Annotated in this window: 12 protein-coding genes and 1 pseudogene; 5 read left to right on the top strand and 8 right to left on the bottom strand. The window is 60.9% G+C overall.

Annotated features, from left to right (window positions below; all coding sequences use genetic code 11):
* The 3 genes from QD409_RS04085 (at nt 1) to QD409_RS04075 (ending at nt 3,959) form a co-directional block, all read left to right on the top strand.
* Complete coding sequence (locus QD409_RS04085) at nt 1–1,059, top strand: ABC transporter ATP-binding protein (RefSeq protein ID WP_092847255.1); 1,059 nt, start codon at nt 1–3, stop codon at nt 1,057–1,059.
* Nucleotides 1,056–2,018 (top strand): sugar kinase, encoded by a 963-nt coding sequence (locus QD409_RS04080; protein WP_092847262.1) that lies wholly within the window; start codon nt 1,056–1,058, stop codon nt 2,016–2,018. Before QD409_RS04085 ends, QD409_RS04080 begins: the two co-directional genes overlap by 4 nt.
* 219 nt (nt 2,019–2,237) lie before the next feature.
* Nucleotides 2,238–3,959: an ABC transporter ATP-binding protein gene (locus tag QD409_RS04075; RefSeq protein ID WP_092847267.1), complete on the top strand. Its 1,722-nt coding sequence runs from the start codon at nt 2,238–2,240 to the stop codon at nt 3,957–3,959.
* A 139-nt stretch (nt 3,960–4,098) separates the two neighbouring features.
* On the opposite strand, the gene QD409_RS04070 is transcribed toward QD409_RS04075, so the two are convergent.
* Nucleotides 4,099–5,511, bottom strand: coding sequence for a helix-turn-helix domain-containing protein (locus QD409_RS04070; RefSeq protein ID WP_092847271.1), 1,413 nt, complete (start codon nt 5,509–5,511; stop codon nt 4,099–4,101).
* Between the two features lie 365 nt (nt 5,512–5,876).
* On the opposite strand from QD409_RS04070, the gene QD409_RS04065 reads away from it, so the two are divergent.
* The gene (locus QD409_RS04065; protein WP_092847275.1) at nt 5,877–6,122 is read left to right on the top strand and encodes an SMc00767 family acetate metabolism repressor; all 246 of its coding nucleotides are present in this window, start codon (nt 5,877–5,879) and stop codon (nt 6,120–6,122) included.
* A gap of 175 nt (nt 6,123–6,297) precedes the next feature.
* Here QD409_RS04065 and QD409_RS04060 read toward each other — a convergent pair.
* From QD409_RS04060 to QD409_RS04030, 7 genes and pseudogenes are all read right to left on the bottom strand, one after another.
* A pseudogene (locus tag QD409_RS04060) lies at nt 6,298–6,573 on the bottom strand (aldehyde dehydrogenase family protein); the annotation flags it as partial.
* 32 nt (nt 6,574–6,605) lie between these two features.
* Complete coding sequence (locus tag QD409_RS04055; protein ID WP_092847280.1) at nt 6,606–7,826, bottom strand: DUF1501 domain-containing protein; 1,221 nt, start codon at nt 7,824–7,826, stop codon at nt 6,606–6,608.
* A gap of 2 nt (nt 7,827–7,828) precedes the next feature.
* Nucleotides 7,829–9,343 carry a DUF1800 domain-containing protein gene (locus QD409_RS04050; protein WP_092847282.1) on the bottom strand — a complete coding sequence of 505 codons (1,515 nt, stop codon included), beginning with the start codon at nt 9,341–9,343 and terminating at the stop codon, nt 7,829–7,831.
* A 74-nt stretch (nt 9,344–9,417) separates the two neighbouring features.
* Complete coding sequence (locus QD409_RS04045) at nt 9,418–9,867, bottom strand: periplasmic heavy metal sensor (RefSeq protein WP_092847284.1); 450 nt, start codon at nt 9,865–9,867, stop codon at nt 9,418–9,420.
* Entirely contained in the window at nt 9,864–10,313 is a 450-nt protein-coding gene (locus QD409_RS04040) for a hypothetical protein (RefSeq protein ID WP_092847286.1), read from the bottom strand. The genes QD409_RS04045 and QD409_RS04040 overlap by 4 nt, the downstream gene beginning before the upstream one ends.
* Nucleotides 10,306–10,923, bottom strand: a complete 618-nt coding sequence (locus QD409_RS04035) for an RNA polymerase sigma factor (protein ID WP_280949820.1) — start codon at nt 10,921–10,923, stop codon at nt 10,306–10,308. The genes QD409_RS04040 and QD409_RS04035 overlap by 8 nt, the downstream gene beginning before the upstream one ends.
* 293 nt (nt 10,924–11,216) lie before the next feature.
* The gene (locus QD409_RS04030) at nt 11,217–12,023 is read right to left on the bottom strand and encodes an EF-hand domain-containing protein (RefSeq protein WP_092847290.1); all 807 of its coding nucleotides are present in this window, start codon (nt 12,021–12,023) and stop codon (nt 11,217–11,219) included.
* Nucleotides 12,024–12,515: 492 nt separating this feature from the next.
* Between QD409_RS04030 and QD409_RS04025 the strand changes: the two genes are divergently transcribed.
* Nucleotides 12,516–13,157 carry a TetR family transcriptional regulator gene (locus tag QD409_RS04025; protein WP_092847292.1) on the top strand — a complete coding sequence of 214 codons (642 nt, stop codon included), beginning with the start codon at nt 12,516–12,518 and terminating at the stop codon, nt 13,155–13,157.
* Nucleotides 13,158–13,267: the final 110 nt, after the last annotated feature.

The raw sequence follows: 13,267 nt of genomic DNA, 5'->3' as shown, positions 1-13,267 counted from the left end.
ATGGCACCGGTAAACATACAAAACATCCAGAAGCGCTACGGCCAGGTGAAAGTCATTCACGACATCAGCGTCGATATCGCCGACGGCGAATTCGTGGTGCTAGTCGGCCCTTCGGGGTGTGGCAAGTCCACGCTGCTGCGCATGATCGCCGGGCTCGAAGAAGTCAGCGACGGCGAAATCCACATCGGTCGCCGCGAAGTCAGCCATCTGCCGGCACGCGATCGCGACATCGCCATGGTGTTTCAGAACTACGCGCTCTATCCGCATATGACCGTCGCGGAAAACATGGGCTTCGCACTGAAGCTGAAAAAGGCGAGTTCGGCTGAGATTGCCACTAAGGTACAGAAGGCGGCCGCCATCCTCGGCCTGGAAAACCTACTGGATCGCCTGCCTCGCCAACTTTCCGGTGGCCAGCGCCAGCGTGTCGCAATGGGCCGCGCCCTTGTGCGCGATCCGCAGGTCTTCCTGTTCGACGAGCCGCTGTCCAATCTCGACGCCAAGCTGCGCGTGCAGATGCGTGGCGAGATCAAATCGATGCATCAGCGCATCGGCACGACGACGATCTACGTGACGCACGACCAGGTCGAGGCGATGACCATGGCCGACAAGATCGTCGTGCTTCACGGCGGTCTGATCGAACAAGTCGGCACACCTCTCGACCTCTACGATCGCCCCGCTAACCTCTTCGTCGCCGGTTTCATCGGCTCGCCCTCGATGAACTTCGTCGACGGCAGGATCGAAGAAGGCGTCTTTCGGAGCGACAAGGGCTTCATCTTGCCGCTGCCGAAGGGCTCCAACACCACGGAGTATGGCGGGCGACCGCTGGTCTACGGCATACGCCCCGAACACATCCGCGTTTCAACAACAGGCATTTCCGGGCGTGTCGGCATGGTCGAAGGTACAGGATCGGAAATCTACGCCAAGCTCGACTGCCACGGCGAAGAGATCTCCTGCCTGTTCCGCGAGCGTCTGAACATCCGCTTCGGCGACCAGATCGATATCGCAATCGATCCGACGAGCATCCACCTGTTCGACAAGGCAAGCGGAAAGCGGCTTTGACCTCCTGTTCGGTTTTCGATCCGCCGGCGGGCGCTCCTAAGCATGTCCTCTGCGTAGGGGCAGCGGTTCTCGACACGCTGTTTCGAGTTCACACGTTGCCATCCGGTGAGGGTAAGGTTCTGCCCTACGAGATGCTGCAGATAGCCGAGGGCATGGCATCGAGTGCTGCCTATGCCGTCGCGCGGCTTGGAGGCCGGACAAGCCTCTGGGGTGCTGTCGGCCACGACGAGACCGGCGAACGGATCATCCGTGAGCTTGCTGACGCCGGCATCTTCACCGACGGCATGCTGCGCGTCGACGGTGCTCGCTCGGCGGTCTCGACAATCCTCGTGGACGACCACGGTGAAAGGCTGATCGTTCCCTTCTACGATCCCAAACTGCATCACAGCAACAAGGCGCTCACGCCGGAAGATATCGCCATTTTCGACGCCGTGCTCGTTGATGTGCGCTGGCCGTCACTGGCGCTCGAGGTTCTGCGAACGGCACGAGGCTTGGGCAAGCCGGCCGTCCTCGACGGCGATGTGGCGCCGGATGGCATCATCGAGCAACTGGCGCCGGAAGCCACTCATATCGTATTTTCCGAACCTGCCGCGCAGCGCCTTACCGGAGCCGAAGATTTCACTGAGATGGCGCGCTTGTTGAAGCGAAGATTCAACCATTCCTTCATCTGCGTGACGGCGGGTGCGGCCGGCAGCTTCTGGTTCGACGATCAAAGCGACAGCATCCGGCATAGCCCGACAATTGCCGTCAAAGCCGTCGACACGCTGGCAGCCGGAGACATCTTCCACGGTGCCTTTGCTCTCGCCATTGCCGAAGGCAAGATGCCCGCAGACGCCATCCAGCTCTCTTCCGTCGCCGCCGCAATGAAGTGCGAGGTGTTTGGAGGCCGATCGGGGGCGCCGACACGCGCCGAGGTCATCGCACGCCTCGGCATGCATGACGCGCCAAGCCTGGCATAGGCAGCGCATTCAAATCCCGGCACCCCATCGGCCATCCGTTGTTTATGAGGGGTGACACCGATGCACGCCTGGATTATAAAAACTGCGCGACTCAAGCAGGAGGATCGCCAGATGAGAAATTTCAGCACCAATTGACGCTGAACGGCAATGCCGAATGGGGCTGCTGTCCAGTCCATTCTCGTCTACCGACATCCTCTTCTGTGCCCATGGAGGGCATTCATGCTTCGTCGTTTCTTCTCCTATTATGCGCGCTATAAAAAGCTGTTTTTCCTCGATTTCGGCTGCGCCGTGCTCGCGGGCCTGCTGGAACTCGGCTTCCCTCTTGCAGTCAAGCTTTTCGTCGATGAATTGCTGCCGAGCCGCGACTGGGCTCTGATCTTTGCGACGGCGGCGCTGCTGCTTGTCGTCTATGCGCTGAACACTGGCCTTTCGGCCATCGTCAACTATTGGGGCCATGCGCTCGGCATCTCGATCGAGTCCGACATGCGCCGTCAGGCCTTCGACCATATCCAGAAGCTCTCTTTCCGCTATTTCGACAACAACCGCACCGGCCACCTCATTACTCACGTCACCAAGGATCTCGAGGAGGTCGGCGAGATTGCCCACCATGGCCCCGAGGACCTGTTCATCGCGATCATGACCTTCATCGGCGCCTTCCTGCTGATGTTCAGCGTCCATTGGAAGCTCGCGCTGCTGACGACGACAATCGTGCCGTTCATGACATGGCTGGTCAGCCGCTACGGCTCCAAGATGACGCTGAACTCGCGCAGCCTGTTCGGCAAGGTCGGCAACTTCAACACGCGGATGCAGGAAACCGTCGGCGGCATCCGGGTGGTCAAGGCCTTCGCCAACGAGAGATACGAAAGCCAGCTGTTTGCCAGCGACAACGAAGATTACAAGGCGACCAAGCTGGACGGCTATGCCTATATGACCGCCGGCATCGCGCTCAGCTATTTCAGCACGCGCCTGGTGCAGCTCGTCGTCATGATGGCCGGGACCTGGTTCGTGATTTCGGGAGAGCTGAGCTATGGCGGCTTCGTCAGCTTCCTGCTGCTCATCAATGTCTTCTTCCGGCCGATCGACAAGATCACGTCGGTGATCGAAACCTATCCCAAGGGGATCGCAGGCTTCAAACGTTTCCTGTCTCTGATCGACACCGAGCCGGACCTCGCCGATCGGCCGAATGCGATCGCGGTCGATCACCTCAAGGGCGATATCGCCTATAATAGCGTCGCCTTCGGTTATTCCGAGCGAGACTCGATCTTCAAGGATCTCTCTCTGATCATCGCCGCCGGCGAGACTGTCGCTTTCGTCGGCGCCTCCGGCACCGGCAAGACGACGGTCTGCTCGCTGCTGCCACGCTTCTATGACGTGACGTCGGGCAGCATCACCATCGACGGCATCGATATCCGCGACATGACACAGGCGTCATTGCGCAGCCAGATCGGCATCGTGCAACAGGACGTCTTCCTGTTCGGCTCGACCATTCGCGAGAATATTGCCTATGGAAAGCTGGGTGCGACCGACGAGGACATCATGAAGGCGCTGGAACGCGCCTCGCTCGACGAGTTTATCCGATCCCTTCCCGGCGGGCTCGACACGCCGACCGGCGAGCGCGGCGTCAAGCTTTCGGGCGGGCAGAAGCAACGTCTTGCGATCGCTCGCATCTTCCTGAAGGATCCGCCGATCCTGATCCTCGACGAGGCGACTTCCGCACTCGACACGGCGACCGAATACGCGATTCAGCAGGCACTTTCAGAGCTTGCGAAGGGGCGCACCACGCTTGTTGTCGCGCATCGGCTGTCGACCATCCGCAACGCGGATCGCATCATCGTCATGGGTGACAATGGCATTATCGAACAGGGATCGCATGACGAGCTGCTCGCTCGCCGCGGCGCGTATGCCCGACTTCACAATGCACAATTCGGTCTTTATGCCTGATCTGCAGGTATGAGCCCGTAATTCCAAGCCGAGGCGCCATGCCTCGGCGACCATCGAGCTCAACCAGATCGTGTGATGAGTAGCGGCTCAAGCATCAGCCCCGCAGACCGAGCCGCTCCTTGGGCGGCGGCGGATGACGTCATTGAAAATCGAACACGCTGAGACCCGTCGCCATTTCGTCGAGACCAAGCGGCCGCGTAACCGGCGGCTCGGCTCTTGCCAGACAGCCTTGGCGCTCGCACAGGCGACAGGCCGGGCCGATCGCAACCGACATAGAGCTCAGCGCCTTGCCATAGACGATCTCGTCGCGATGGGCGAGATCGCAACCAATGAGAAGCGCCGTGCGGCGCGCCCTTTCGCCGAAATCCGCCTGCGGGCCTTCGATGGTACGCGATACCGTCAAAAAACCCATGCCATCCGGCATTTCCGTTACCTCGGCCAGTATCTGCCCCGGCTGAGCAAAGGCTGCGTGAACGTTGAGCTTGGGACAGCCGCCGCCGAACCGGGCCTGCGGGAAACCCTGTGCCCCGACCTTCCGCAGGCGGTGGCCGGCGCCGTCGATCTCCATCAGAAAGAAGGCAATGCCCGAAGCGCCAGGACGCTGCAATGTCGTCAGGCGCGTGGCCGCCTGCTCAAAGGAAACACCGAAACGGGCGCTAAGCCCGTCAATGTCATAATGCAGGCGCTGCGCCGCCGAAAGATAAGCACCGTAAGGCATGAGCAGGGCATGCGACGCATAGCGCGCCAGCTCGAAACGGGCGATCCGCCTGGCTTCCGGCGTCGAGAGAGCGAGCGCGTCCAGCTCGGCGGCGATCTCTTCGCGCATGACCAGTAGGCAGACTTCGGTAGCGATCTCGCGAAGCTGGTCGAAGGGCGACAGCCGCTCGGAAAGAAAAAGCCGCATGGAATGGCGATCATAGCGGCGGCGCAAACCCGGCATGGCGCGCACCGGCAGCAGACGCACGGCAACGCCATGCTCGCTTTTCAGCCACGCCTTCAACGCGCCGGCGATGTCGTCGCCCGGTGCGAGACGGATATGAAAGCCCTCCGCGGCATCCTCGATACGGGCGAAGAAATTCGCTCGACTTTGCAACCGATCATGCACTTCGTCGAGCGGCAGACGCGGACCAGCCACTTCCGCGACCCGGCCCTCACGGGACAGAAGCTCGGCAAGATCGGAAAGCCTCGCCGCCTGTTCCCGATAGGCCCGATAGAGCCGGATCATGCCATTCGTCGCATTGGGCGCAGCCTCCGCAAGCTCGATCAATTCCTGGTCGCCGGGGATCTCTCCGGCCAGCAGCGGATCGGCGAAGATTTCCCGCAATTGCCCGGCATTGCCGCCCTGCCCGCTCTGCAATTCGTCGAGATCGACCTTATAGACCGCCGACAGCTTCAAAAGCAGCTGCACGGTCAGTGGCCGCTGATTGCGCTCGATGAGATTGAGATAGGACGGCGATATATCCAGCGCCTGCGCCATCGTCGTCTGCGTGAGACCGAGACCCGTCCGGATGCGCCGAACCCGAGGTCCTGCAAAAATCTTGCGCTCAGCCATCTGTCATTCCTTTTACAGGATTCACCGAAAGTCGATTTTTACAATAATTACAAATTTACTGGCGGTCGCCGTCAACAATAACACATCATAACCCTTTTATCTATCTAGGTCTTTTGGTTTTTCTGGCACTCAGGGCGAGTCTCTTGTAAAACTCGTTATACACACCCGGTCAGCCAAACGCTCAACGGAACAGTATAGAGAGATCAGTATGACAGATTTTTACAAACTGGTTTCCGACGCCTCGGCAGGGCGTTTCAATAGGGGTTCGCCGGTGATAACCGACGGCCGCCATGCGTGAAGCAACAGTGCATGCTCGGTTCAAGCCAGCTGCAGAGTAACATCCAGCTCAAGAGGAGGAGAATGAAATGCCATCGATAGCACGCGTTCGGGAGAGAGCAGAGGAACAGTCTCTCACCATGAATACCGACCAGCAGGCTACAATCCGTATGCTGGCCAATGAGCTGCATCGCCTCAACCAGGCGGTCATGAACGCGGTCGAGGCTGGCGTTTCCGTTGAACTCGTTCGCTCGGCGCGCCACCATGGCGGCAACGGCAATTGGGGCGACCTGCTGATCCCCGTCATCGTTGCCAATGCGGTTCGCACGAACTAGGGTGCACCTTCAGCGGCTGCCTCCGTGATGTGCCCCCCGCGCGCAGAGGGGCGGCCTTGCCCCGCCAGCCGTCAGGTCTCGGGCCTGCAAACGGCAGTCTGCCTGCGCTAACACATCGATTGAAGGCGGAATCCGCGGCGGCCAATCAATCATTGGTCGCCGCAGTTTCGTTTGATCAGAAGGGATAGCGCTGCGCGGGATCCTTGATGGTGATCCATCTGAGATCGGTGAACTCGGCAATCGCCGCCTTGCCGCCGAAGCGGCCGCAGACGCTGCCCTTGACCCCGCCGAATGGCATCCGTGCCTCGTCGTTCAAGGTCGGGCCGTTGATGTGGCAAATGCCGGACTGGATGCGGCCGGCGACGGCCGACGCCCGCTGTACGTCACTGCTGACGACCGCTGACGAGAGACCACGTTCGGTGTGGCTGGCAACCCGCACTGCGCCGTCTTCAAACGGAAGACCGGTTTTTCGCCCGGCGCCGATCAGACGATCAGCCCCTTCATTGGCAGCACATGATCGGATCCGGGAAAGACATCACGCGTCAATACGGCTGGAGAAGCGCCGAGCAGATCGACCGCGATACCCTTGACCACAGCGCGCAGATCCGTCGTGGCGGCAAGGTCGCGGCCATCGCGCAATTGCGCCTGCTTGAGACCGGGCCAATCGGCAATCACCCGGCCGCCCTTGATTGCGCCGCCGGCGAGGAAGGCCGCCGTTCCGGTGCCGTGGTCGGTGCCCTGCGTACCGTTGACCTGGGCCGTGCGGCCGAATTCGGTCGCAACGAGGATGGCCGTGTCCTTCCATGCCGGACCAAGCTCTTGCTGGAACGCAGCCAGGGAATTGTCGAGCCCGACGAGCAGCTTGTTTAGCCGGTCCACCTCGCCGGCGTGCGTATCCCATCCTTCGAAGGCCAATGCCGCGACGCGGGGACCGTCATCCTGCGCGAGCAACCGCGCAGCGCCTCTCGCCATCTGCTCCATTCCGGTGGGGTCGCCCGGGCCGCCTTTTGCCTTGACGTCGAGGCCGGCGGCGATCTTGCCGGTCGAAATGCCCTCGGCGAGGATTTTCGCAAAAAGAGGGTCAGTGTGATTGTAAAGATCCATCAGGCGCGGCGGCAGGTCGTCGCTCACCGGCTGCAGGTTGGACGGAGACCAGCCGAGCACCGGCGCCTTTCCGCGGATGACCAGCGGGGCGTTGGCACCAACGGACAATCCGCGGATCGCCGATGCGCCCGGCGCAACCTTGTCGCCCTTCGGCAGCCCGTCCAGCATCCGGTTCAGCCAGCCGGACTCGACGCGGCCGGGCATTTCATAGCCCGATTCTAGCACATCCTGACCGTCGAAATGAGATCGGTCGCGATAGGGGGTCGCGCTGGCATGCACGACGGCCGCCTGCCCTGCCCGATAGAGCCGGTTGAAATTCAGCATCGACGGATGCAGCGCAAAAAAGCTGTCGAGTGGCAAGGCCGCCTGGGGGCCGCTCGTCGTCATGGCGATCTGCTGCCGCAGCGCTTCATAGTCTGGATCGCCGACGGGCGGCACGGCCGTCAATCCATCGAGCGCGCCGCGCAGAATGATGGTGACGAAGCGCGGGTCGCGTCCGCCGGCCGCATGGGCGAAGCGCGGAATGAAGGCCCAGGCGAACAAGGCGCTTGAAGCGCCAAGAACGGCACGACGGGTGGGGGTCATGAGTTCGCAGGTCATGGTCAGCGCCTTTGAAATTCGGGGGAAAGATAAGCGATTGCCAGACCCTGATTACGGGTCTCCGCGCGCGACACCGCCTGTAGCGTCTCATTCGAAAGAAGCGGTCCGAGGCTGTCGGAAACGAAACGTCGGGGATCAATCTGAGGCGGTACCGCATTCGCGATCATATTGGCGACATCCATGCGCATGCTGAGGCTCTCGCTGGAGGCCCAGGCGTCGACGGTGTCGGCAAAGCCGTTGGGACCGGCGGGCGCCCAGAAGGGTTGGCCCATCGCCGTCAAAGCGCCGAGAACGACATTCGGCTTCGGCGTCTCGCCGCTTGCCCGTAAGAGAGCGATCATGAATTCCAGCGGGGAGCGAACCTTTGACAGCGTCGGGTCCCAGGCCTCCTCGGAGCCGATCAGCGCCCGGTAGACGGCCGAGAGATCGCCATCCGTCTTGCTGAAGGTCGCAGCGACGGTCTGCACGAGCGCCGGCGGCGGCGTATCGGTGACGAAATGGCGAACAAGCTTGGTGGCAATATGCTGCGCGGTCGCCGGGTGGCGGGCGAGATCCCGCAGCGCTTCCCGCCCCTGCCCGACGCCATTGTCGGCATAGGTGAGGCCAAGCAGCGTCTGGTCGCCGGGCTCGTGCGCGCCCGCATTGAAGACGAAGGTGCCGGGTTCGCCGAGCTTGCCTTCGGCTCGCGCCACTGTCCAGCCGGTGATGATCTTGGCAAGCGTCGTCACATCGGTCTGCGTATAGCCGCCGTTGACGCCGAGCGTATGCAATTCCAGTGTCTCGCGGGCGAGGTTTTCATTGAGGCCGCGCTTCTTGTTGGCGTTGGCCCTGGAGTTCGGCCCGATCGATTGCTGATTGTCGAGATAGCCGAGCATGGCCGGGTGCGTCTCGACGGCGAGCAGCATATCGGCGAAACGCCCGAAAACATGCGGCCGGATGGCTTCGCGCTCGAAGGCGCCGGCAACGATATGAACCTCCTCGCTCTTCGAGACGGCGACCGCGAAGTGGTTTGCCCAGAACATGGCAAGCCGCTCGCCGAAGCCGATCAAGGGCTGCCGGATGGTGCCGTTGAAGCGTGCATCGACCTCTGCCAGCAGAACCTGCTGCGGAAGGTATGGCATTGCGGCCATTGCAGGCTTTTCCTGCTTCTCGACCGGCTTGCCTGTTGGCGCAGCCATTGCCGGATTGCTTGGCTGGGCTGCCATGGCACCCGAGGCCTGTACAGGCGGTTGCTGTGGCCGTTGCGGCCCTTGCATCGGCTTGTCCTGTTGCATGGCGGCTGCAGCCTGCTCTCTGGCCTCCTTGCGCTGCTCCTGGAAAGCAAAGAGAGAGACGAGAAGATCAGCGGTGGATTGAAGCTGCGGTCCGACCGGAACGGGAACGAAGCGTTCCGTGATTTCCTCCATCAATGCTCCGCGCGGGTTCGATGCGATCGGCGCGGTGCCGTTACGGTCTGCTCCCAACCCGAAGCGGGAAAGGGCGAGCGCGGCATAAACATCATTCGATTGCTGAGCCATGTCCTGCCAACTCCTGTTTCAAACACGTTTCTTAAACGCGGTCGTCTTCCCGATCTGTCGCCCGGCAGGCATGATCATTTTGTGACAGCGGCTTTCGGCACGCTGCGGCGGATCATGCTTTCGGCAAGAGCGCGGCGTTCGTCATAGGAAAGCGTTGCCGCGAAATCGACGGCGCGCTGCTCGAGTTTGGCCCTCAACCCAGTATCGGCGTTGCGGGCTCTGGCCAGAGCGGCCGACAGCGCTTCCGTATCGAGTGTCGGCTGCCCCAGAATGGAAGCGGCGTCGACCTTGGCCTGTTGCGCATCGAGAATGGTTTGCCTTTCCTCCTTGCGCGCCTCGTTGAGGGCGGCCCGGAGGGCCTTTCTCTGCGACGACGGCAATTGCTCGCCGCCCAAGGGCATCATGGCGGTACGCGCCTGCGAATTGCGGATCCAGGTCAACCCTCCACCTGCAAGTGCTGCGATCAGGAAGGTGTTCAACACCAGCAGAGATATGACCAGTATTCGGAAACTGCGGTCTGTCATTGGCTTTCCTGCGTTATGGTCACGTCCGGCCCGATGTCGCCGAACATGGTGCTGGTCCCATCGGATATGGGCGGCGTTTCCGATGTCAGGCTCGGCGCCAACACGGCGATGGCAACGCTGCCGGCAAGAGCGCCCGCGAGCCCGACGCCGACAAGGCCAATGCCGGCAGAGCCGAACCGGAACCAATTGCGGATCTTCGATCGGCGGGCGATCTGCGCGACGATCCGGCCATCCAAGCCGGCAAGCGCAACTTTCGGCATATAGGTATCAAGCAGCGCATCGAGATCGGCGGCCCGCTCCAGCAGGCCGCCCACATCGTTGTTCCTGGCATAGTCGCGCGCCGCCGCTCGCTCCGCCTGAGGCCAGCGGCCGATATCGCTGCCATAGGCATCGGCCAGTTCAGCAAATCGTTCGCCGCTCATCGGGCCCGCGACATGTTCAGCCATCGCTCTGTTCCTTCAACAAAAGCGCCTGCAGGGATCGCCTTCCTCGCGCCAGCAGGCTTTCCAATGCATCCACGCTGACATCCATGATCGCAGCCGCTTCCACATTCGACAGCGCCTGATAATAAACCAGAATGATCGCCTCGCGCTGCCGGGGCGCGATCATCTGCATCGCTCGCTCCACACGCCGGGAGGGATCATCCTCGCTCATCAGACCCGCATCCGGTCCCGGCCCTTCATCCTCGATGTCGGGCGGTTGTTCGGCAAGAACGTCCTTGCGCCGCCTTAGGCGATCGTAGCAAAGGTTGATCGCGACACGGTGCACCCAGGTGCTGAAGCGGGCGTTGCGCTGGCGCCAGCCGCCGGCGTTTCGCCACACCCGCAGGAATGTCTCCTGCGCCACATCCTCGGCCTCGGCGGCATCGCCAAGCATGCGGGTCGCCACCGAAAGGATACGAGGCAGCTGCCGTGTCACCATAACGCGCATTGCCGGGACATCGCCGGCGGCGATGCGACCCACCAAATCCTCATCCGGGTCGCCACTCTCGGGCGCGCGATCCCTTTTCATCGACAATCGCCACCGTCCAAGTTTCGTGCGACTTTCGCATAGCACGCCCCTTCCCTGCCGTTGACAAGAGAGCTTTGCCTACCTGCCGCTTGCGGCGCATGGTACCAATCCGATCGCAGCGTCTCTTTCCTTCGACATCGAGCATGGGTTCTCAACGGTTCAACGCACAAGGCGCCGAAATCCGTCGCTCTCACATCATCGATTTGCGAATAATTATTGCCGCATGATGGCGCTGCAGCGAAGATGCGAAAAGCCGGCTCGCCTGGACACCGAGGCCCAGCCTCTAGCCTCCAGGCTGCCGGCGCATCCGCTGGCTCAGATGCCAAGATCACTTCCGATCAGAGCGTGAGCAGATCGCTTGTCGTCTGCCCCTGATCATTGGCGGTGTAGGGGTTGCCGACATCCGGCGTTTGCGGGCGCTGCGCCTTCACAGCCGCTTCGAACTGGCTTTGCGTCAGCGATCCGGAATTTGAAGTATCCAGGCTCTTGAACAGCGTCGTTGCCTGATCTTCGCCGACATCGGACGGGCGGGCGGCTACGAATTCCGCTTCCGTCACATTGCCGTCGCCGTTGGTGTCCATCGAGGAAAATAAGTCGGAGAGCTGCTTGTCGCTCATATGTCCGCCATGATGCATGTGTCGACCCGAACGCATCGCCTCTGCCAACTGCGTTTCGCTCAGCGAGCCGGTTTTGTTCTTGTCGAAGCTTTTGAACAGCGTCCGGGCTTGATCCTCGCTGACACTGGAGGGACGCGCGGCAACGAATTCCGCCTCGCTAATCTTGCCATCGCCGTTGGTATCCATGGCTTTGATCTTATCGCTCTGACTGCTGCTCACTGTAGCGGCGGCCGCGGACTGCTGCGTGCTCGACGTCGGATCGACGGAGCTGCCGTCGGAGTTCAACGTGGGGTCGTCGTTGCTACCATCGCTGCTGGCCTGCAGGTTGAGAATGATATTCATCAGCTGCGCCATCAATTGCTCGGCGGCAGCGGTCTGAGATTGACCGTCTGATGATGACGAGGAGTTTCCCCGCGAAGAACCGCCCGCTAGTGTCAAGGATGTGGAATCGTCTGTTGCGGACAGTGTCGAACGCGATGTCAGATACTGATAATAGTTGTTTGGTAGGACCGAGGTAATGCTCGTCATGGGGACCTCCAGGGGGGAGCGTTGAGGAGAATTGCGATAGCCCGCGCGTACACGAATCGAACATAAGGCCGTCGAGGCCGACCGCGCGAAAGCGCCGCCATGGCTTCGACCATCGATATGGGCGCATGGAATTGCCGAAGGCTGGCGGTCAAATCCGCGTTGCGCCCGGATTTGACGGATAGGCCAATCATGAAGCGGTGATCGCCAGTGGCGACCTGTCGCCATCATGGCGCTATCGGCATCTGCACATTTTCGATTTTGCACTTCCCAACGCAGCGAAATTGCCGAATGAAACTTGTGCGTGGCTTATAGGTGCTTGACGAATACGTCTCGTTGCGATTTTCTCTCTCGATTTCTAGGGAGTATTTAGGGGTTCGCTTCGCCACCTGACGTTGCCTGGTGTATGGGGTTACCGGCACTGACGCGGCGAGGCGGAATAAAAATACCAAAAAAGAGGGGTACGGCTAGAAATGTGCTTCTGGGGAGAACTGAATGCGGCGAACTAAGGAAGAGGCGGCGGAAACGAGAAGCGAGATTTTGCAATCCGCAAAAGCTCTGTTTCTCGACAAGGGATATGAGAATGTCAGCCTCGAGGAGATAGCCACAACAGCCGGTGTTACGCGGGGGGCGGTGCACTGGCATTTTAAGAACAAGCAGGGGCTGATGTTTGCGATCCGCGACGAGGCGCAACAGCCATTTCAGGAATTGGCCGAGCGGATGTCGCGCGAGCTGCCGCCCAACCCACTCGATCTCGTGGCAGATGCGATTGCAGCCATATTCGAGGACGTTCAGCAAGATCCGCGCAAGCGCAGCATGCTGAAGGTGATGATGCATCTCGACATGGCTTTTTGCGACGGAACGACGAGCCGCGCGAGCTCCTTCCGGCAGGATATGCACGATAATTTTGAGCGAATCTTCACGTTGATGAACGAGAAGACGCAGTTGCCGGCACCCTGGACGCCGGACACGGCTGCCTCGGCGCTAACCGCCGTCATCGGTGGCTTGATCACCGAATGGACGCTCGACAGGGGCAATTTCCAGCTCGCGCCCTGCGGACAGATGTTCATCAAGATGGTTTTGAAGACCTGGTTCCCATCGGCCCAGATGCAGGAAATAGAGACGTCTGCGGCTTAAAAACTTAGCGGCTCGAAAACTAAAAAGGATCCGGAGGGAAAGCCGGATCCTTTCTCTTTGATCGGAGGTCAACCGATCAGTTGAAGAAGCCTGACGGATTGGAACGTCAG

Origin of the sequence: Rhizobium sp. BR 315 (assembly GCF_050577975.1) — a bacterium.
GTDB classification, from domain to species: Bacteria; Pseudomonadota; Alphaproteobacteria; order Rhizobiales; family Rhizobiaceae; genus Rhizobium; species Rhizobium miluonense.
The sequence above is the reverse complement of the archived record's forward strand: the minus strand, read 5'-3'. Positions and strand labels throughout refer to the sequence as shown.